The sequence below is a fragment of the Sphingomonas plantiphila genome, assembly GCF_046000505.1.
Classification (GTDB): domain Bacteria; phylum Pseudomonadota; class Alphaproteobacteria; order Sphingomonadales; family Sphingomonadaceae; genus Sphingomonas; species Sphingomonas plantiphila.
On sequence record NZ_JBELQC010000003.1, the window covers coordinates 263,710 to 280,510 of the forward strand.

Annotated in this window: 28 protein-coding genes; 26 read left to right on the forward strand and 2 right to left on the reverse strand. The window is 64.4% G+C overall.

Features of this window, described 5'->3' with window-relative positions; translation table 11 throughout:
- Positions 1–41: 41 nt before the first annotated feature.
- Both ABS767_RS16240 and ABS767_RS16245 read right to left on the reverse strand, forming a co-directional pair.
- Entirely contained in the window at positions 42–476 is a 435-nt protein-coding gene (locus ABS767_RS16240) for a bactofilin family protein (protein ID WP_408080259.1), read from the reverse strand.
- A gap of 61 nt (positions 477–537) precedes the next feature.
- On the reverse strand, positions 538–1,773 hold the full coding sequence (locus ABS767_RS16245) for a glycosyltransferase 87 family protein (protein ID WP_408080261.1): 1,236 nt from the start codon (positions 1,771–1,773) through the stop codon (positions 538–540).
- Between the two features lie 74 nt (positions 1,774–1,847).
- Between ABS767_RS16245 and ABS767_RS16250 the strand changes: the two genes are divergently transcribed.
- The 26 genes from ABS767_RS16250 to rpmD all read left to right on the forward strand — a co-directional run bounded on the left by ABS767_RS16250 (position 1,848) and on the right by rpmD (position 16,697).
- The gene (locus ABS767_RS16250) at positions 1,848–2,177 is read left to right on the forward strand and encodes a hypothetical protein (RefSeq protein ID WP_408080263.1); all 330 of its coding nucleotides are present in this window, start codon (positions 1,848–1,850) and stop codon (positions 2,175–2,177) included.
- A 182-nt stretch (positions 2,178–2,359) separates the two neighbouring features.
- On the forward strand, positions 2,360–2,731 hold the full coding sequence (rpsL, locus tag ABS767_RS16255; protein WP_066664461.1) for a 30S ribosomal protein S12: 372 nt from the start codon (positions 2,360–2,362) through the stop codon (positions 2,729–2,731).
- A gap of 59 nt (positions 2,732–2,790) precedes the next feature.
- Positions 2,791–3,261: a 30S ribosomal protein S7 gene (rpsG, locus tag ABS767_RS16260; protein WP_408080266.1), complete on the forward strand. Its 471-nt coding sequence runs from the start codon at positions 2,791–2,793 to the stop codon at positions 3,259–3,261.
- A gap of 65 nt (positions 3,262–3,326) precedes the next feature.
- Positions 3,327–5,420 carry an elongation factor G gene (fusA, locus tag ABS767_RS16265; protein ID WP_408080268.1) on the forward strand — a complete coding sequence of 698 codons (2,094 nt, stop codon included), beginning with the start codon at positions 3,327–3,329 and terminating at the stop codon, positions 5,418–5,420.
- A gap of 90 nt (positions 5,421–5,510) precedes the next feature.
- Entirely contained in the window at positions 5,511–6,704 is a 1,194-nt protein-coding gene (gene tuf / locus ABS767_RS16270; RefSeq protein WP_408080270.1) for an elongation factor Tu, read from the forward strand.
- 102 nt (positions 6,705–6,806) lie between these two features.
- Positions 6,807–7,124 carry a hypothetical protein gene (locus tag ABS767_RS16275; protein WP_408080272.1) on the forward strand — a complete coding sequence of 106 codons (318 nt, stop codon included), beginning with the start codon at positions 6,807–6,809 and terminating at the stop codon, positions 7,122–7,124.
- Positions 7,125–7,259: 135 nt separating this feature from the next.
- On the forward strand, positions 7,260–7,568 hold the full coding sequence (gene rpsJ / locus ABS767_RS16280; RefSeq protein WP_066664400.1) for a 30S ribosomal protein S10: 309 nt from the start codon (positions 7,260–7,262) through the stop codon (positions 7,566–7,568).
- 418 nt (positions 7,569–7,986) lie between these two features.
- On the forward strand, positions 7,987–8,745 hold the full coding sequence (rplC, locus tag ABS767_RS16285) for a 50S ribosomal protein L3 (protein WP_408080274.1): 759 nt from the start codon (positions 7,987–7,989) through the stop codon (positions 8,743–8,745).
- A 2-nt stretch (positions 8,746–8,747) separates the two neighbouring features.
- Entirely contained in the window at positions 8,748–9,362 is a 615-nt protein-coding gene (rplD, locus tag ABS767_RS16290) for a 50S ribosomal protein L4 (protein WP_408080276.1), read from the forward strand.
- Entirely contained in the window at positions 9,355–9,669 is a 315-nt protein-coding gene (locus ABS767_RS16295; RefSeq protein WP_343521371.1) for a 50S ribosomal protein L23, read from the forward strand. The genes rplD and ABS767_RS16295 overlap by 8 nt, the downstream gene beginning before the upstream one ends.
- Before the next feature lie 2 nt (positions 9,670–9,671).
- A complete protein-coding gene (gene rplB / locus ABS767_RS16300; RefSeq protein ID WP_408080279.1) occupies positions 9,672–10,523 on the forward strand; it encodes a 50S ribosomal protein L2 in 852 nt (283 codons plus the stop codon).
- Positions 10,524–10,526: 3 nt separating this feature from the next.
- Positions 10,527–10,805 (forward strand): 30S ribosomal protein S19, encoded by a 279-nt coding sequence (gene rpsS, locus ABS767_RS16305; RefSeq protein ID WP_066664409.1) that lies wholly within the window; start codon positions 10,527–10,529, stop codon positions 10,803–10,805.
- A 1-nt stretch (position 10,806) separates the two neighbouring features.
- Entirely contained in the window at positions 10,807–11,187 is a 381-nt protein-coding gene (gene rplV / locus ABS767_RS16310) for a 50S ribosomal protein L22 (RefSeq protein ID WP_408080281.1), read from the forward strand.
- 3 nt (positions 11,188–11,190) lie between these two features.
- The gene (rpsC, locus tag ABS767_RS16315) at positions 11,191–11,898 is read left to right on the forward strand and encodes a 30S ribosomal protein S3 (protein WP_145844367.1); all 708 of its coding nucleotides are present in this window, start codon (positions 11,191–11,193) and stop codon (positions 11,896–11,898) included.
- 11 nt (positions 11,899–11,909) lie between these two features.
- Positions 11,910–12,341, forward strand: coding sequence for a 50S ribosomal protein L16 (gene rplP / locus ABS767_RS16320; RefSeq protein WP_331029833.1), 432 nt, complete (start codon positions 11,910–11,912; stop codon positions 12,339–12,341).
- 5 nt (positions 12,342–12,346) lie between these two features.
- Positions 12,347–12,550, forward strand: coding sequence for a 50S ribosomal protein L29 (rpmC, locus tag ABS767_RS16325; protein ID WP_331029832.1), 204 nt, complete (start codon positions 12,347–12,349; stop codon positions 12,548–12,550).
- Between the two features lie 13 nt (positions 12,551–12,563).
- Positions 12,564–12,833 (forward strand): 30S ribosomal protein S17, encoded by a 270-nt coding sequence (gene rpsQ, locus ABS767_RS16330; RefSeq protein WP_408080284.1) that lies wholly within the window; start codon positions 12,564–12,566, stop codon positions 12,831–12,833.
- A gap of 92 nt (positions 12,834–12,925) precedes the next feature.
- A complete protein-coding gene (gene rplN / locus ABS767_RS16335; protein ID WP_066574426.1) occupies positions 12,926–13,294 on the forward strand; it encodes a 50S ribosomal protein L14 in 369 nt (122 codons plus the stop codon).
- On the forward strand, positions 13,294–13,605 hold the full coding sequence (rplX, locus tag ABS767_RS16340; RefSeq protein WP_408080288.1) for a 50S ribosomal protein L24: 312 nt from the start codon (positions 13,294–13,296) through the stop codon (positions 13,603–13,605). The genes rplN and rplX overlap by 1 nt, the downstream gene beginning before the upstream one ends.
- Entirely contained in the window at positions 13,605–14,189 is a 585-nt protein-coding gene (gene rplE / locus ABS767_RS16345; protein ID WP_408080290.1) for a 50S ribosomal protein L5, read from the forward strand. Before rplX ends, rplE begins: the two co-directional genes overlap by 1 nt.
- Positions 14,190–14,208: 19 nt before the next feature.
- The gene (gene rpsN, locus ABS767_RS16350; RefSeq protein ID WP_408080292.1) at positions 14,209–14,514 is read left to right on the forward strand and encodes a 30S ribosomal protein S14; all 306 of its coding nucleotides are present in this window, start codon (positions 14,209–14,211) and stop codon (positions 14,512–14,514) included.
- 10 nt (positions 14,515–14,524) lie between these two features.
- Positions 14,525–14,920 (forward strand): 30S ribosomal protein S8, encoded by a 396-nt coding sequence (gene rpsH, locus ABS767_RS16355; protein ID WP_408080294.1) that lies wholly within the window; start codon positions 14,525–14,527, stop codon positions 14,918–14,920.
- A complete protein-coding gene (gene rplF / locus ABS767_RS16360) occupies positions 14,920–15,453 on the forward strand; it encodes a 50S ribosomal protein L6 (RefSeq protein ID WP_408080296.1) in 534 nt (177 codons plus the stop codon). The genes rpsH and rplF overlap by 1 nt, the downstream gene beginning before the upstream one ends.
- Complete coding sequence (gene rplR / locus ABS767_RS16365; protein ID WP_408080298.1) at positions 15,453–15,809, forward strand: 50S ribosomal protein L18; 357 nt, start codon at positions 15,453–15,455, stop codon at positions 15,807–15,809. The genes rplF and rplR overlap by 1 nt, the downstream gene beginning before the upstream one ends.
- 1 nt (position 15,810) lies before the next feature.
- Entirely contained in the window at positions 15,811–16,512 is a 702-nt protein-coding gene (gene rpsE, locus ABS767_RS16370; RefSeq protein WP_408080300.1) for a 30S ribosomal protein S5, read from the forward strand.
- A 5-nt stretch (positions 16,513–16,517) separates the two neighbouring features.
- Positions 16,518–16,697, forward strand: coding sequence for a 50S ribosomal protein L30 (gene rpmD / locus ABS767_RS16375; protein ID WP_408080302.1), 180 nt, complete (start codon positions 16,518–16,520; stop codon positions 16,695–16,697).
- Positions 16,698–16,801 lie beyond the last annotated feature (104 nt).

The window sequence follows — 16,801 nt, forward strand, 5'->3', positions numbered from 1 at the left end:
GAATTGGCCGGAGCCGCATGACGCGGCCCCGGCGAGTTCGGTCAGGCGGCGCCGTGGCCGTAGCTGGACGAGACGACCGATGCGACCGACACGGCCGGCTGCACCGGTTCGGCACGCAGCGGCGTCGCGGCGATCGCGCTCATATGCTTGAGGCGACCGTCGATATGGCCGCCATTCTCGATCGTGATATTTTCATATTCGACGTCGCCGGTGATGCGCGCCGACCGTTCCACGGTAAGCTGCTTGACCCGAACCGTTCCCTCGATCGCGCCGGCGAGGCGGGCGCTGTCCGCATTCACGCTGCCGAAAATCTGGCTGTCCGCGCCCTGCGCGAGCGTGCCGCAATCGACGTCGCCCTCGATCCGGCCCTCGATATGCAGCTCGCTGCTCGCCTTCACATTGCCGGTGATGACGATGTCCGGTCCGATGACCGAGAACATGCCGCGCTTCGACGAGCCGCCGCTGCTGGGCTGCATCGGCGGCGCCGGCGGCATGGCAGGACGGTCATCACGCGAACGATTGTTGTTGAACATACCCCTACTCCCCATTTCCCCGGAACCTGAGTCGCCCATCAATATCATAGGGGACGACGCGCCGCAGCAGGGTTGGTCGTGGAGTCCGTCCCGCGGGGGGATTGTCGTTTGCATTGGGATTGGCAAGCGGCCGGGCCGCGAGCCAGGTTGCTGCGATCATGCACGACGCCCCCACCGCCACCATCGGCGCGCCAAGACCCAGATACCCGACAATCGCGGCGAAGGAGCCGAGCTGGACTAGCGCCGCCAGCGCGAACGCGGAGCGGGTTCCGCGCGCGATGGCGAAGGCGAGGATCAGCAGGTCGGCGAGCATGAAATAGCGCTCGTGCATGCGCGGCAGCAGCCCGGCGCTGAGCAGCGCGGCGAGCGCGGCCATGCCGACCAGCCCGGCATGGCCGAAGCGCACGATCTGCATCTTCGCCACGAACCAGGCGGCGGCACCCAGTGCGGCGGCGAGTGCCAGGCCGAACAGTCGCGGCGCGAAGTCGGGCGCGACCATCCCGGCGAGCGACCAGATATTGGGCGCGTTTCGAGCGATATCGTTGCTGAATGTCTCCGCCTGCCGGAAATAGATTGTGGCGAGATCGGCGGGAGGCCAGCCGGCAAGCAGGGCGGGGAGCATCAGAGCCAGCAGCGCAGCGGGTGCGGCGAGCCATTGGGCGGGCGATACCCGTCGCTGGATCGCCACGGCGAGGAAGAAAGGCGCGACCAGCACGGCCTGCGCCTTGAACGCCACCGCGACGCCGCACCACAGGAACATCGCGAAATGTCGCCGCTCGATGGCCATGGCCACGGCCATCAGGCAGGCGGCGACGTAGATCGCATCGCACTGGCCCATCAGCAGCGCGTTGAACGCGACCGAGGGGAGGGCGACGACCAGCGCCGCCCAGCGCGCGCGCTCCGACACCTGCAACGCGCCGAGCAGGCGGTGCATCGCCAGCGCCAGCGCCGCGGTTCCGGCGACCGACAGCAGCTTGATGACGCTCATCGGATCGAGCCAGGCCGCAAGCGGACTGAACACGGCGAGCAGATAGAGGTAGCTCGGCATATAGTTCGAGAAGGGCTGGGCGAAGGCGTCCAGCACCCCGCGCGCGCGTATCGTTTCGAGCCAGGGGATGAGATAGGCCGTCATGTCGGGTGTGAAGAGCGGCCACAGCAACCAGGCTTGCCCCGCGGCGGCGAGCACCACCAGCCAGGGCGCGGGGGCGCGAAGCTTCGCCTGGACGTTGGTGGACGACATGGCGCCGTCTTCGCCCGTGCGCCTGAAAATCGCGTTAACCCTCGCGGCGGACAGGGTGAGCCAGCGACGCAGAAATGGTGCGGCATGATGCCGATGCCGTCCTTGCTGCCCGCGACGCGGGGCGCGCGGATCGCATGCGATTCGAGGCGGCGGTCCTGCTCACGACCGACGCGCGATGGATCGACGTCGTCACCATGTATCTGCCGCTCGAAGTCAATCTGCGACTGAGGCCGCGATTGGTCGAACAGCTGCGCCCCGGGACCCGAGTCGTCAGCCATGCATTCGACATGGGCGACCGGAAACCCGACGCAAAACCGCGGGCGGGCGGCTCAACGGTCTATAGGTGGCGAATTCCCGATACGCCGCCGGAACTGGCAGAGCGGGATCACGCGCGACCCCGTTGACCCGTGCGGGCCGCGCGGTTATAGGCCGCCGCGCCTGACGGGATTCCGTCCTGCGGGCAATTTTGAGCTGAACGTTGTTGGAGACGCCAGGGCCCGGAGGCCGCGCTAAGGCCGCCAGGGTCCTTTCGTATTTTCCGGAATCATGGCTCCAGCAAAGTAACCATTGGAAGGTGAAGGGCTTCATGCCGACGATCAACCAGCTGGTCCGCAAGGGCCGCGTTTTGCAGAAGACCAAGTCGAAGGTCCCTGCGATGGAGCAGAACCCGCAGAAGCGCGGCGTTTGCACCCGTGTCTATACCACGACCCCGAAGAAGCCGAACTCGGCGCTTCGCAAGGTGGCCAAGGTCCGTCTGACCAACAGCCGCGAGGTCATCTCGTACATCCCCGGCGAGGGGCACAACCTGCAGGAGCACTCGGTGGTGCTGATCCGCGGCGGCCGCGTTCGCGACCTTCCCGGCGTCCGCTATCACGTGCTGCGCGGCGTGCTCGACACCCAGGGTGTCAAGGACCGCAAGCAGAGCCGCTCGAAGTACGGCGCGAAGCGTCCGAAGTAAGCCAGAGTAAGCCCCGGACAGGTTCCGGAACCGGCTGAAGTTTTAGAAGGAAATTCAAGATGGCACGTCGTCGTCGTCCCGAAAAGCGGGAAATCCTGCCCGATCCCGTCTATGGTGATCAGGTTCTGTCGAAGTTCATGAACAGCGTGATGCTGGACGGCAAGAAGGCCGTCGCCGAGGGCATCGTCTATTCGGCGCTCGAGGTTGTCGAGCAGCGCGCGAAGAAGGACCCGATCGGCGTCTTTCACGAAGCGCTCAACAACATCAAGCCGGGCATCGAGGTCCGCAGCCGCCGCGTCGGCGGTGCGACCTATCAGGTCCCCGTCGAGGTGCGCCCCGAGCGCGCCCAGGCGCTGGCGATCCGCTGGCTGATCAGCTCGGCCCGCAACCGCAGCGAGAACACCATGTCGGCACGCCTGTCGGGCGAGCTGATGGATGCGGCGAACAATCGCGGCAACGCGGTGAAGAAGCGCGAGGACACGCACCGCATGGCGGAAGCGAACCGCGCGTTCAGCCACTACCGCTGGTAATTTTTCTACCTACATAATGGGGAGCCGGATTGTCCGGCTCCCCAACTTCTCAAGGAACCCCGATCATGGCCCGCAGCCATCCGCTCGAGCGTTATCGCAATATCGGTATCATGGCGCATATCGACGCCGGCAAGACCACGACGACCGAGCGCATCCTCTATTACACCGGCAAGTCCTACAAGATCGGCGAAGTGCATGAAGGCACGGCGACGATGGACTGGATGGAGCAGGAGCAGGAGCGCGGGATCACGATCACGTCCGCGGCGACCACGTGCAAGTGGAAGGCCGAGGACGGCAAGGGTGAAGAGCACCTGATCAACATCATTGACACGCCGGGCCACGTCGACTTCACGATCGAAGTCGAGCGTTCGCTGCGCGTGCTCGACGGCGCGGTTGCGTGCTTCGACGGCGTTGCCGGCGTTGAGCCGCAGTCGGAGACGGTGTGGCGCCAGGCGGACAAGTACAAGGTTCCGCGGATGTGCTTCGTCAACAAGCTCGACCGCACCGGCGCCGACTTCTATTTCTGCGTCGACACGATCGTCGAGCGCCTGGGCGCGCGTCCGGCCGTGCTGTACCTTCCGATCGGCATGGAAGGCGGCTTCAAGGGCTTGGTGGACCTGGTCAACAACCGCGCGATCATCTGGCTCGAAGAGTCGCTCGGCGCGAAGTTCGAATATCAGGACATCCCCGATGACCTGAAGGAAAAGGCCGCGAAGTATCGCAGCGACCTGATCGAGATGGCCGTCGAGCAGGACGACGACGCCATGGAGGCGTATCTGGAGGGCAACGAGCCCGACGTCGCGACGCTGAAGAAGCTGATCCGCAAGGGCACGCTGGAGATGGCGTTCGTGCCGATCCTGTGCGGCTCGGCGTTCAAGAACAAGGGCGTTCAGCCGCTGCTCGACGCCGTCGTCGACTATCTGCCGAGCCCGCTCGACATTCCGGACGTCCAGGGCGTGAAGCTCGACGGCGAAACCCCGGATTCGCGTCCGGCGTCGGACACGGCGCCGCTGTCGCTGCTGGCGTTCAAGATCATGAACGATCCGTTCGTCGGCTCGCTGACCTTCGCCCGCATCTATTCGGGTACCCTGACCAAGGGTTCGTATCTGAACTCGGTCAAGGACAAGAAGGAAAAGATCGGCCGTATGCTCCTCATGCACGCGAATTCGCGTGAGGACATCGACGAGGCCCGTGCCGGCGACATCGTTGCGATCGCGGGTCTCAAGGAAACGACGACCGGCGACACGCTGTGCGACACGGCCAACCCGATCATCCTCGAGCGCATGGAGTTCCCGGAACCAGTGATCGAGCTGTCGGTGGAACCGAAGACCAAGGCCGACCAGGAAAAGATGGGCATCGCGCTCAACCGCCTGGCCGCCGAGGATCCCTCGTTCCGCGTTTCGACCGATCACGAATCGGGCCAGACCATCATCAAGGGGATGGGCGAGCTCCACCTCGAGATCCTGGTCGACCGCATGAAGCGCGAGTTCAAGGTTGAGGCGAATGTCGGCGCGCCGCAGGTGGCGTATCGCGAATACCTCAAGAAGCCGGTCGACATCGACTACACGCACAAGAAGCAGTCGGGCGGCACCGGCCAGTTCGGTCGCGTCAAGGTGAAGCTGACGCCGGGCGAGCGCGGTTCGGGCTTCGTCTTCAAGGACGAGATCAAGGGCGGTAACATTCCGAAGGAATATATCCCCGCGATCGAAAAGGGCTTCCGCGAGACCGCGCAGACGGGTTCGCTGGTCGGGTTCCCGATCATCGACTTCGAAGTGCTGCTGTATGACGGTGCGTACCACGACGTCGACTCGTCGGCGCTGGCGTTCGAAATCTGTGCCCGTGGCGCGATGCGCGAAGCGGCCCAGAAGTCGGGCATCACGCTGCTCGAGCCGGTGATGAAGGTGGAAGTCGTGACCCCCGAGGACTATCTCGGCGACGTGATCGGCGACATCAACAGCCGCCGTGGTCAGATCCAGGGCACCGACAGCCGCGGTAACGCGCAGACCGTCGATGCCATGGTGCCGCTGGCGAACATGTTCGGATATGTGAACCAGCTCCGCTCGTTCACGCAGGGGCGCGCGCAGTACAGCATGCAGTTCTCGCACTATGACGAAGTGCCGCCGAACGTGGCTGACGAAGTGAAGGCAAAGCTGGCCTAAGGCTGGCGTTATCCAAAATCTCCCGCTATGGGGCCGCGTTCTCGTGAGTCCCATGGCGGTCCGGGAAATAGACTCAGAAGGTAGGAAACAATGGCGAAGGCAAAATTCGAGCGGAACAAGCCGCACCTCAACATCGGCACCATCGGTCACGTCGACCATGGCAAGACCTCGCTGACCGCGGCGATCACCAAGGTGCTCGCAGAAACCGGCGGCGGCACCGCCGTTGACTTCGCGAACATCGACAAGGCTCCCGAAGAGCGCGAGCGCGGCATCACCATCTCGACCGCGCACGTCGAGTATGAGACGGACAGCCGTCACTATGCGCACGTCGACTGCCCGGGCCACGCCGACTATGTGAAGAACATGATCACCGGCGCGGCGCAGATGGACGGCGCGATCCTGGTGGTGTCGGCCGCTGACGGCCCGATGCCGCAGACCAAGGAGCACATCCTGCTCGCCAAGCAGGTCGGCGTGCCTACCATGGTCGTTTTCCTCAACAAGGTCGACCAGGTCGACGACGAGGAAATCCTCGAGCTCGTCGAGATGGAAATCCGCGAAGAGCTGAGCAAGCGCGACTTCGACGGCGACAATATTCCGATCATCCGTGGTTCGGCGCTGGCCGCTCTGGAAGATCGCGACCGCAACATCGGCCACGACCAGATCGTCGCACTGATGAAGGCCGTCGACGAGTCGATCCCGCAGCCGGATCGTCCGCTCGACAAGCCGTTCATGATGCCGATCGAAGACGTGTTCTCGATCTCGGGCCGCGGCACCGTGGTGACCGGCCGCGTTGAGACCGGCATCATCAAGGTTGGTGAAGAAGTCGAGATCGTCGGCATCCAGCCGGCCGTCCGCAAGACCACCGTGACCGGCGTCGAAATGTTCCGCAAGCTGCTCGACCAGGGCCAGGCCGGCGACAACATCGGTGCGCTGATCCGCGGCGTTGCGCGCGACGAAGTCGAGCGTGGCCAGGTGCTCGCGAAGCCGGGTTCGATCACCCCGCACACCGAGTTCAAGTCGGAAGTGTACGTCCTGTCGAAGGACGAGGGTGGCCGTCACACGCCGTTCTTCGCGAACTATCGTCCGCAGTTCTACTTCCGCACGACCGACGTCACCGGCACGATCGAGCTGCCCGAGGGCACCGAGATGGTCATGCCCGGCGACAACGTCGCGCTCGGCATCAAGCTGATCGCGCCGATCGCCATGGACGTCGGCCAGCGCTTCACGATCCGCGAAGGCGGCCGCACCGTGGGTGCCGGCGTCGTCAGCGAAATCCAGAAGTAATCGAGGCCCTTCGGGGCTGAGACTGAAGAGCCCGGCTTCCCCCAGGGGAGGCCGGGCTTTTTTTGTCGGTTAAGTGGGCAGGGTTGCCTGCACGAGGTGTTGATGCTGACGATCGTGGCTAGACGTGGACAGGTCGAGTTGCGCGCTCGGGCAGTCACTCAGGCAATCATCACGTCGGCGCCATGGGCGGAACATGCAGATGGGGTGGCCGCGCTATCGTGGACGGACCGTCGCGAGCTGGTTCGCTGGGTTTTTGATGACCTGGAGGGACTCGAAGACGAGAACTGGCTTGGTATTCTAGAATGGGGCGTCATCACGACCATGGAACATCTTGGGCGATCTTTCTCGGATGACGCCGCGACCATAGCCGCGATTCTGTCATTCGTCGGCGGTCATCCAGATATGAGCGTTGTCGAGTAGCGCCGATCCGCGAAATTTCTCCCCCGCACCCCTTGCCAACCGTGCGCTCCCGCTGTAGTGGCGCGCCTTCGTTTTAGCGTATGAACCAGCAAGAGGCGTGTTTCACGCGCCCCGCTCTTTCGCATTGGTAGGGACATGGACAACAATATCCGCATTCGCCTGAAGGCGTTCGACCACCGCGTGCTCGATCAGGCCGCCAGCGATATCGCCGACACCGCGCGCCGCACCGGCGCCATGATCCGTGGCCCGATCCCGCTCCCGACCCACATCGACAAGTTCACGGTCAACCGTGGCCCGCACATCGACAAGAAGTCGCGCGAGCAGTTCGAGACGCGCACCTACAAGCGCCTGCTCGACATCGTTCAGCCCACCGCCCAGACCGTCGACGCGCTGATGAAGCTCGACCTGGCCGCCGGCGTGGACGTCGAGATCAAGCTCGCCTGAGCGGGCCGAACCAGCCCCGATCAACGGTCGGGGCTGTTTCCATTCCGGTTTCCGGCAAAAGCCGGGGCAGGGGGTGGACAGGGAAGTGAAGCTGACGTAAAGGCCGCGCTCTCCCACGAGATTCGTGATCCCATCGGGATCACGCAGGCAGGCCGGATCGATCCCGATCCGATGTTCCAGCCGGAGCGAAAGCTCAAACGACATAGGGATACCGCCGGGTCAGGCTCCGCAAGGAAAATGGCCCGGGACTGCGTCCCCCGTCTTTTCCGCCCTCGGGCGGGAATTCAGCCCGGACGGGGGCTCGCATCGCATATTCGGGCTGAGTCGGGCTCCCGCCAAAGTAATACTTTGGTAGGCGCCCATCACGCACCCTTCGGAATGGTCCGTGGGGTGCCTCTGTAGTGAGGAGCAGTTGATCATGCGCACTGGCGTGATCGCGAAGAAACTGGGGATGACCCGCCTGTTCAAGGACGACGGCCGCCACGTGCCGGTCACCGTCCTGAGCCTCGAAGGCGTTCAGGTCGTCGCCCGTCGCGAAATGGACAAGGACGGCTACACCGCCGTGCAGCTGGGCGCTGGCAGCGCCAAGGCGAAGAACGTCGCCAAGCCGCAGCGCGGCCAGTTCGGCAAGGCCGAAGTGGAGCCCAAGGCGGTTCTCGCGGAGTTCCGCGTGGACGAGGACGGTCTGCTGGACGTGGGCGCCGAGATTTCGGCCGACCATTATGTCGCAGGCCAGTTCGTCGACATCCAGGGTCGTACGCAGGGCAAGGGCTTTGCGGGCGGCATGAAGCGCTGGGGCTTCGGCGGTATGCGCGCCACCCACGGCGTGTCGATCAGCCACCGTGCGCTGGGTTCGACGGGTAACCGTCAGGATCCGGGTCGCGTCTTCAAGAACAAGAAGATGGCCGGCCACATGGGCGACAAGAACCGCACGCAGCAGAATCTCGAGATCGTCGGCACCGACGTCGAGCGCGGCCTGATCTTCGTCAAGGGTTCGGTCCCTGGCTCGAAGGGTGGCTGGCTGTTCGTCAAGGACTCGGTGAAGGTCGCGCGTCACGCCGACGCGCCGTTCCCGGCCGGCATCAAGGCTGCCAACAGCAACAACGACACCGCCGCGGCGGACACCCCGGCTGAAGAAGCTGCGGCGCCCGAGGCGACCGAAGGCCAGGAGGGCTGAACGTGAAGGTCAAGGTTCAAACCCTCGATGCGAAGGCGTCGGGCGACATCGAGCTGAACGACGAAGTGTTCGGCATCGAGCCGCGCGCCGATATCCTTCATCGCGTCGTCACCTGGCAGCTCTGGAATCGCCGCGGCACCGCCCGTCCGACGCGTGAGCGTTCGGAAGTCTCGCGCACCGGCAAGAAGTTCGGTCGCCAGAAGGGTGGCGGCACCGCCCGTCACGGCGACCGCGCCGCACCGATCTTCATCGGCGGTGGTAAGGCACACGGCGCCCGTATGCGCGACTTCAACATCTCGCTGAACAAGAAGGTTCGCGCGCTGGGCCTGAAGATGGCGCTGTCGAGCCATGCCAAGGCGGGTTCGCTGATCGTGCTGGACGGCTTCGAAGCCACCAAGACTTCGGCGCTGAAGGGTCAGTTCGCTGGCCTGAACGTCGGCAAGACCGCGCTGGTGATCGACGGCGAGGCCGGTGACGGCTTCCTGGCGGCACGCAACCTGGTGGGCGTCAACGTCCTGCCGGCGGCCGGCGCCAATGTGTACGATATCCTGAAGCACGACACGCTGGTCCTGACCCGCGCTGCCGTCGAAAAGCTGGAGGCGCGCTTCAATGGCTAAGAAGCAGGAGCAGATCGACGTCCGTCACTATGACGTGATCGTCGCGCCGCACATCACCGAGAAGTCGACGCTCGTCTCCGAGGCGAACGCGGTGGTCTTCAAGGTCGCCAACGACGCGACCAAGCCGCAGATCAAGGCGGCGGTCGAGGCGATCTTCGGCGTCGGTGTCACCGCGGTGAACACCATCGTCCAGAAGGGCAAGACGAAGCGCTGGAAGGGCAAGCCCTACACGCGCACCGACATCAAGAAGGCGATCGTCACGTTGAAGGACGGTGACTCGATCGACGTGACGCAGGGGGTCAACTGACCATGGCGCTCAAGAATTACAACCCGACCTCGCCGGCGCGGCGTGGCCTGATCCTGGTGGACCGTTCCGGTCTGCACAAGGGCGGCCCCGTCAAGGCGCTGACCGAGGGCAAGCGCAAGACCGGCGGCCGCAACAACAAGGGCCACGTGACTTCGCGCGGCATCGCGGGCGGCCACAAGCAGCGCTATCGCATGATCGACTTCAAGCGTCGGTTGTGGGATGTCGAGGGCACGGTCGAGCGGATCGAGTACGATCCCAACCGCACCGCCTTCATCGCGCTGATCAGCTATGGCGCGGACGAGAACGGCAAGGATCGCCTTGCCTATATCATCGCGCCGCAGCGCCTCGCCGTTGGGGACAAGGTGCTGGCAGCCAAGAAGACCGACGTGAAGCCGGGCAACGCGATGGAAATCGGCCAGGTTCCGGTCGGCACGATCGTCCATAATGTGGAGATGAAGCCGGGCAAGGGTGGTCAGATCGCACGGTCGGCCGGCACCTATGTCCAGGTCGTCGGTCGTGACCGCGGGATGGTGATCGTTCGCCTGAACTCGGGCGAGCAGCGCTACATCCGTGGCGAGTGCATGGCGACCGTGGGTGCGGTGTCGAACCCCGACAACGGCAACACCAACCTCGCCAAGGCTGGCCGCAACCGCTGGAAGGGCATCCGCCCGCTGACCCGCGGTGTCGCCAAGAACCCGGTCGACCACCCGCACGGCGGTGGTGAAGGCCGGACCTCGGGCGGTCGTCATCCGGTCACCCCGTGGGGCAAGCCGACCAAGGGTGCGCGCACCCGTCACAACAAGGCGACGGACAAGTTCATCATCCGCAGCCGCCACGCGAAGAAGAAGGGCTAACCTATGGCTCGCTCCGTTTGGAAGGGTCCGTTCGTGGACCTTCACCTCCTGAAGAAGGCGGAAGTCGCTCAGGAGAATTCGGGCCGCGGTGGTCCGATCAAGACCTGGTCGCGTCGTTCGACCATCCTGCCGCAGTTCGTCGGCCTGACCTTCAACGTCTACAACGGCCGCAAGTTCGTGCCGGTGTCGGTGAACGAGGACATGGTCGGCATGAAGCTCGGCGAGTTCGCCCCGACCCGGTATTTCCCGGGCCACGCGGCCGACAAGAAGGGTAAGCGCTAAGATGTCGAAGCCCAAGGCTCCCCGTCGCGTCGGCGACAATGAGGCGCTGTCGGTCGGCACGCAGATCCGTGGTTCGGCGCAGAAGCTGAACCTGGTTGCGGGCCTGATCCGCGGCAAGAAGGCCGGCGACGCGCTCAACATCCTGACCTTCAGCAAGAAGGCGATGGCGGTTGATGCGCGCAAGGTTCTGGCCTCGGCCATCGCCAATGCCGAGAACAACCACAATCTCGACGTCGACGCGCTCGTCGTCGCCGAGGCGTCGGTCGGCAAGTCGATCACCATGAAGCGGTTCCACACCCGTGGCCGCGGCAAGTCCACGCGCATCCTGAAGCCGTTCTCGCGCCTTCGGATCGTGGTGCGCGAAGTGCAGGAAGAGGCGTAACTCATGGGTCACAAGAGCAACCCGATCGGTCTGCGCCTGCAGATCAACCGCACCTGGGACAGCCGCTGGTTCGCGGAAGGCGCCGACTATGGCCGCCTGCTGCTCGAGGATCTCAAGATCCGCCAGTACATCATGAAGACGCTGCCGCAGGCGGCGATCTCCAAGGTGGTGATCGAGCGTCCGGCCAAGCTGTGCCGCGTCAGCATCTTTGCCGCGCGCCCCGGCGTGATCATCGGCAAAAAGGGCTCGGACATCGAGAAGCTTCGCAAGAAGCTGGCGTCGATGACCAGCTCGGACGTGTCGCTGAACATCGTCGAAATCCGCAAGCCCGAAGTCGACGCCAAGCTCGTCGCGCAGGGCATCGCCGACCAGCTGGAGCGCCGTATCGCGTTCCGCCGCGCCATGAAGCGCGCCGTTCAGTCGGCGATGCGTCTCGGCGCGGAAGGCATCCGCATCAACTGCGGCGGCCGTCTGGGCGGCGCGGAAATCGCGCGGTCGGAATGGTACCGCGAGGGCCGCGTTCCGCTGCACACGCTGCGCGCGAACATCGACCATGCCGAGGCGCAGGCCCACACCGCCTATGGCGTGTGCGGCGTCAAGGTCTGGATCTTCAAGGGCGAGATCCTGGGCCATGATCCGATGGCGACCGATCGCCTGAACATGGAATCGCAGACGACGGGCGTTCGCCCGGCGCGCGATGACCGTCGCTAAGGGTTAGGCAGATGCTGCAACCGAAAAAGACCAAGTTCCGCAAGGCCTTCAAGGGCCGGATCAAGGGCGAGGCCAAGGGCGGCGCGACGCTGAACTTCGGGTCGTACGGCCTGAAGGCGATGGAGCCGGAGCGGATCACCGCACGCCAGATCGAGGCGGCTCGCCGCGCGATCACGCGTCACATCAAGCGCCAGGGGCGCTTGTGGATCCGCGTGTTCCCCGACGTTCCGGTGTCGAGCAAGCCGGCCGAAGTCCGCATGGGCTCGGGCAAGGGCGGCCTGGAATATTGGGCAGCCCGCGTGAAGCCGGGTCGCATCCTGTTCGAGCTGGACGGCGTTCCCGGGCCGCTCGCGGCGGAAGCGTTCGAGCGTGCGGCGATGAAGCTGCCGATCAAGACCAAGGTCGTGGCGCGCCTCGGCGACACGTCGCACTTGGAGGGTTGATAGAAATGACCAAGGCAACCGATCTGCGCGCGAAGAGCGACGATCAGCTGACCGAAGAGCTGGGCAACCTGAAGCGCGAGGCGTTCAACCTGCGTTTCCAGGCCGCGACCAGCCAGCTGGAAAAGCCGAGCCGCGTGAAGGAAGTCCGCAAGGACATCGCCCGCATCAAGACGCTGCAGAACGAGCGCTCGCGCTCGGCTGCGAAGTAAGAGGACACGAGACATGCCGAAGCGCGTGCTGACCGGGCAGATCGTGTCCGACAAGGGCGACAAGACGGTGGTCGTGAACGTGGAGCGCAAGGTCAAGCACCCGCTCTACGGCAAGATCATCCGCCGCTCGAAGAAGTATCACGCCCATGACGAGGGCAACGAGTACAAGGCCGGCGAGACGGTGCGGATCGAAGAGACCGCGCCGATCAGCAAGCTGAAGACCTGGAAGGTGATCGAGCGGGTGGATACCCACGCGACGCCCGAACGGGCCGATAACGCTTAAGCTTTTCTGGGCCTAAGCCGCCAGGCTTTATCGCTTTAACTGGAACCGCCGGGCATTCGTCCCGGTAGGCCGAACGAGAAGGAACCGGATCGATGATCCAGATGCAATCCAATCTCGACGTCGCAGACAATAGCGGCGCGAAGCGGGTGCAGTGCATCAAGGTGCTGGGCGGGTCGAAGCGTCGCTTCGCCGGCGTGGGCGACGTCATCGTCGTCAGCATCAAGGAAGCACAGCCCCGCGGCAAGGTGAAGAAGGGTGACGTGCATCGCGCGGTCATCGTTCGCACCGCCAAGGACGTCCGCCGCGCCGATGGCTCGGTGATCCGCTTCGACGGCAATGCCGCCGTCCTGGTCAACAAGAACGAGGAGCCGATCGGCACCCGTATCTTTGGCCCGGTGGTCCGCGAGCTGCGCTCGAAGGGCTTCATGAAGATCATTTCGCTCGCTCCCGAGGTGCTGTGATGGCTGCTGCAAGGATCAAGAAAGGCGACCAGGTCATCGTCCTGTCCGGCAAGGACAAGGGCAAGACCGGCGAAGTCGTCCGCGCGATGCCCAAGGACGACAAGGTCGTCGTTTCGGGCGTCAACATCGCCGTGCGCCACACCAAGCCGAGCCAGGGCGACCCGCAGGGTGGCCTGAAGCGCGCCGAGGCGCCGCTGCACGTCTCGAAGGTCGCGCACGTGACCAAGGACGGCAAGGCGACCCGCGTCCGCTTCGAAGAGCGCGACGGCAAGAAGGTCCGCGTTGCGGTCAAGACCGGAGATGTCATCTGATGGCTGACACCTACACCCCCCGCATGAAGTCGAAGTACGACGCGGAAATCGTCAAGGCGATGACCAAGAAGTTCGGCTACAAGAATGCGATGGAAGTGCCGAAGATCCAGAAGATCGTGCTCAACATGGGCGTCGGCGAGGCAACCCAGGACAAGAAGAAGGTCGAGCAGGCTGCTTCCGAAATGGAGCTGATCGCCGGCCAGAAGCCTGTCGTGACCAAGGCCAAGAAGTCGATCGCGCAGTTCAAGCTGCGTGAAGGCATGGCAATCGGTTGCAAGGTGACGCTGCGTCGCGAGCGGATGTACGAATTCCTCGACCGCTTCATCACGATCGCGCTGCCGCGCGTTCGCGACTTCCGCGGGCTCTCCGACAAGTCGTTTGACGGTCGCGGCAACTATGCCTGCGGCATCAAGGAACAGATCGTGTTCCCCGAGATCAACTATGACCGCATCGACAAGGTGCGCGGCATGGACGTGATCGTGACCACCACCGCCAGGACCGACGAGGAAGCTCGCGAGCTTCTCCGTCTCTTCGGTTTCCCGTTCCCCATCGAGGCGGACGGCGAAGCGAAGCAGGCTGCGTAAGGGAAAGAGAACTTAAGTCATGGCGAAACTGAGTTCCGTGCTCAAGAACGAGCGTCGCAAGAAGCTGGTCAAGAGATATGCCGGCCAATATGCGAAGCTGAAGGCAATCGCGAACGACAAGTCGCTCGATGAGACCGAGCGTCTGATCGCGCGCCTGAAGATGGCGGAAATTCCCCGCAACGGGAATCCGACCCGCATTCGCAACCGGTGCGAGCTGACCGGCCGTCCGCGCGGCTATTACCGCAAGTTCCGTCTGGCGCGCGTGATGCTGCGCGATCTGGCCAATAAGGGCCTGATCCCCGGTGTCACCAAGTCGAGCTGGTAAGGATTAGAAGATGGCATTGACCGATCCTTTGGGTGATATGCTCACCCGCATCCGCAACGGCCAGCGCGCGCGCAAGGACAGCGTCCTGACGCCTGCGTCGAAGCTGCGCACCCGCGTGCTCGACGTGCTTCAGCGCGAAGGCTATATCCGTGGCTACAGCGAAGAGCAGATGGGCCCCGCGGCCGGCATCCGCATTGAGCTGAAGTATTTCGAGGGCCAGCCCGCGATCAAGTCGATCGCGCGCGTCTCGAAGCCGGGTCGCCGCGTCTATTCGGGCAGCAAGGAGCTCCCGACGGTTCGCAACGGCCTGGGCATCACCATCGTTTCGACGCCTCGCGGCGTTCTGTCCGACGCCGAAGCGCGTGAGCAGAATGTCGGCGGCGAAGTGCTGGCGGAGGTGTTCTGATGAGCCGCACCGGTAAGAAGCCGATCACCGTTCCCGCCGGCGTCACCGCCAGCGTCGAGAGCGGCAAGATCAGCGTCAAGGGCCCCAAGGGTACCCTGACGATGCCGACCGCCGACGACATCGCTTACGAAGTGGGCGATGGCACGATCACGGTGAAGCCTGCGAACGACACCAAGCGCGCCAAGGCGTTCTGGGGCATGCAGCGCACGCTGGTGCAGAACCTGGTCACCGGCGTGACCGAGGGTTTCACCAAGAAGCTGCTGATCACCGGCGTCGGCTATCGTGCCAACGCGCAGGGTCGCAAGCTGAAGCTGCAGCTCGGCTATTCGCACGACGTCGATCTGGACGTGCCGGAAGGTGTCGAGGTGAAGACCCCGGACCAGACCACCGTCGAGATCTCGGGCAACGACAAGCAGGCCGTCGGCCAGTTTGCCGCGGAAATCCGTCGCTGGCGTAAGCCCGAGCCGTACAAGGGCAAGGGCATCAAGTACGACGGCGAGTTCATCTTCCGCAAGGAAGGGAAGAAGAAGTAATGAGCAAGGGTCTCTCTCTCTTCGAGAAGCGGCGCCGCCGCAACCGTACCGCGCTCAAGGCGCGCGCGGGCAGCCGTCCCCGGCTGTCGGTGCACCGTTCGGGCAAGCATATCTATGTGCAGGTGATCGACGACGCGCAGGGCAAGACGCTCGCCGCTGCTTCGACGCTGGACAAGGACGTGCGCGGCCAGAACGGCGCGAATATCGATGCGGCCAAGGCCGTCGGCACCCGCATCGCGGAAGCCGCGAAGAAGGCCGGCGTGACGCAGGTCGTGTTCGATCGTGGCGGTTTCCTGTTCCACGGACGCGTCAAGGCGCTGGCGGATGCCGCGCGTGAAGGCGGATTGGAGTTCTAAGATGGCTGACGAACAGAACCAGACGCCCGTCGAGGGCGCACCCGAAGCCACCAACGAGGCTCCCCGTCGTGGTCGTGGCGGCCGTGGTGGCGACAATCGCGGCGGTGGCCGTGACAATCGCGGTGGCCGTGGCCGTCGTGACGATCGTCGCGGGCAGGGCGCCGACGATGGCGGCGAAGAGCTGATCGAGAAGCTCGTCCACATCAACCGCGTCAGCAAGACCGTGAAGGGCGGCAAGCGCTTCGGCTTTGCGGCACTGGTTGTGGTGGGCGACGGCAAGGGCCGCGTCGGCTTCGGTCATGGCAAGGCGCGCGAAGTGCCGGAAGCGATCAGCAAGGCGACCGCGGCTGCCAAGAAGAAGATGGTCCGCGTGCCGCTGCGCGAGGGCCGGACGCTGCACCATGACGGTCGGGGCCATTTCGGCGCCGGCAAGGTCACGGTCCGCTCGGCACCTGCCGGTACCGGCATCATCGCCGGTGGCCCGATGCGCGCCGTGTTCGAGAGCCTGGGCGTCGCTGACGTGGTGACCAAGTCGGTCGGTACGTCGAACCCCTACAACATGATCCGCGCCACTTTCGAGGCACTGGGCGACCAGTATTCCCCGAAGGCGGTGGCCCAGCGTCGCGGCAAGAAGATTGCCGACCTGCTTGGCCGTGGCGGCTCGCAGACCGCCGAGGCTGATGCCGCGGCGATCACGGAGTAAGTCAGATGGCGAAGATCAAGGTGAAGCAGATCGGATCGCCGATCCGCCGGACCAAGGACCAGCGCGCGACGCTGATCGGTCTGGGCCTCAACAAGATGCACAAGGTCAGCGAGCTCGAGGATAGCCCCGAGGTCCGCGGCATGATCCGCAAGCTGCCCCACATGGTCGAGGTCGTCGAGGGCTGAGCCCCCGGCACCTTTTCCAGGTGACAGACAAGGGAGAGGGGGCTATCGGCCCCCTTTCCGATTTTCCGGGAAACCGGTTTTTCCAGCGCGACAAAAGCGAAAGC

What these genes read in the sequence shown, in the direction of transcription:
- ABS767_RS16240 (WP_408080259.1), bottom strand. Translation starts at nt 476, where the DNA reads ATGCAGCCCAGCAGCGGCGGCTCGTCGAAGCGCGGCATGTTCTCGGTC.
- ABS767_RS16245 (WP_408080261.1), bottom strand. Translation starts at nt 1,773, where the DNA reads ATGTCGTCCACCAACGTCCAGGCGAAGCTTCGCGCCCCCGCGCCCTGG.
- ABS767_RS16250 (WP_408080263.1), top strand. Translation starts at nt 1,848, where the DNA reads ATGGTGCGGCATGATGCCGATGCCGTCCTTGCTGCCCGCGACGCGGGG.
- rpsL (WP_066664461.1), top strand. Translation starts at nt 2,360, where the DNA reads ATGCCGACGATCAACCAGCTGGTCCGCAAGGGCCGCGTTTTGCAGAAG.
- rpsG (WP_408080266.1), top strand. Translation starts at nt 2,791, where the DNA reads ATGGCACGTCGTCGTCGTCCCGAAAAGCGGGAAATCCTGCCCGATCCC.
- fusA (WP_408080268.1), top strand. Translation starts at nt 3,327, where the DNA reads ATGGCCCGCAGCCATCCGCTCGAGCGTTATCGCAATATCGGTATCATG.
- tuf (WP_408080270.1), top strand. Translation starts at nt 5,511, where the DNA reads ATGGCGAAGGCAAAATTCGAGCGGAACAAGCCGCACCTCAACATCGGC.
- ABS767_RS16275 (WP_408080272.1), top strand. Translation starts at nt 6,807, where the DNA reads ATGCTGACGATCGTGGCTAGACGTGGACAGGTCGAGTTGCGCGCTCGG.
- rpsJ (WP_066664400.1), top strand. Translation starts at nt 7,260, where the DNA reads ATGGACAACAATATCCGCATTCGCCTGAAGGCGTTCGACCACCGCGTG.
- rplC (WP_408080274.1), top strand. Translation starts at nt 7,987, where the DNA reads ATGCGCACTGGCGTGATCGCGAAGAAACTGGGGATGACCCGCCTGTTC.
- ABS767_RS16295 (WP_343521371.1), top strand. Translation starts at nt 9,355, where the DNA reads ATGGCTAAGAAGCAGGAGCAGATCGACGTCCGTCACTATGACGTGATC.
- rplB (WP_408080279.1), top strand. Translation starts at nt 9,672, where the DNA reads ATGGCGCTCAAGAATTACAACCCGACCTCGCCGGCGCGGCGTGGCCTG.
- rpsS (WP_066664409.1), top strand. Translation starts at nt 10,527, where the DNA reads ATGGCTCGCTCCGTTTGGAAGGGTCCGTTCGTGGACCTTCACCTCCTG.
- rplV (WP_408080281.1), top strand. Translation starts at nt 10,807, where the DNA reads ATGTCGAAGCCCAAGGCTCCCCGTCGCGTCGGCGACAATGAGGCGCTG.
- rpsC (WP_145844367.1), top strand. Translation starts at nt 11,191, where the DNA reads ATGGGTCACAAGAGCAACCCGATCGGTCTGCGCCTGCAGATCAACCGC.
- rplP (WP_331029833.1), top strand. Translation starts at nt 11,910, where the DNA reads ATGCTGCAACCGAAAAAGACCAAGTTCCGCAAGGCCTTCAAGGGCCGG.
- rpmC (WP_331029832.1), top strand. Translation starts at nt 12,347, where the DNA reads ATGACCAAGGCAACCGATCTGCGCGCGAAGAGCGACGATCAGCTGACC.
- rpsQ (WP_408080284.1), top strand. Translation starts at nt 12,564, where the DNA reads ATGCCGAAGCGCGTGCTGACCGGGCAGATCGTGTCCGACAAGGGCGAC.
- rplN (WP_066574426.1), top strand. Translation starts at nt 12,926, where the DNA reads ATGATCCAGATGCAATCCAATCTCGACGTCGCAGACAATAGCGGCGCG.
- rplX (WP_408080288.1), top strand. Translation starts at nt 13,294, where the DNA reads ATGGCTGCTGCAAGGATCAAGAAAGGCGACCAGGTCATCGTCCTGTCC.
- rplE (WP_408080290.1), top strand. Translation starts at nt 13,605, where the DNA reads ATGGCTGACACCTACACCCCCCGCATGAAGTCGAAGTACGACGCGGAA.
- rpsN (WP_408080292.1), top strand. Translation starts at nt 14,209, where the DNA reads ATGGCGAAACTGAGTTCCGTGCTCAAGAACGAGCGTCGCAAGAAGCTG.
- rpsH (WP_408080294.1), top strand. Translation starts at nt 14,525, where the DNA reads ATGGCATTGACCGATCCTTTGGGTGATATGCTCACCCGCATCCGCAAC.
- rplF (WP_408080296.1), top strand. Translation starts at nt 14,920, where the DNA reads ATGAGCCGCACCGGTAAGAAGCCGATCACCGTTCCCGCCGGCGTCACC.
- rplR (WP_408080298.1), top strand. Translation starts at nt 15,453, where the DNA reads ATGAGCAAGGGTCTCTCTCTCTTCGAGAAGCGGCGCCGCCGCAACCGT.
- rpsE (WP_408080300.1), top strand. Translation starts at nt 15,811, where the DNA reads ATGGCTGACGAACAGAACCAGACGCCCGTCGAGGGCGCACCCGAAGCC.
- rpmD (WP_408080302.1), top strand. Translation starts at nt 16,518, where the DNA reads ATGGCGAAGATCAAGGTGAAGCAGATCGGATCGCCGATCCGCCGGACC.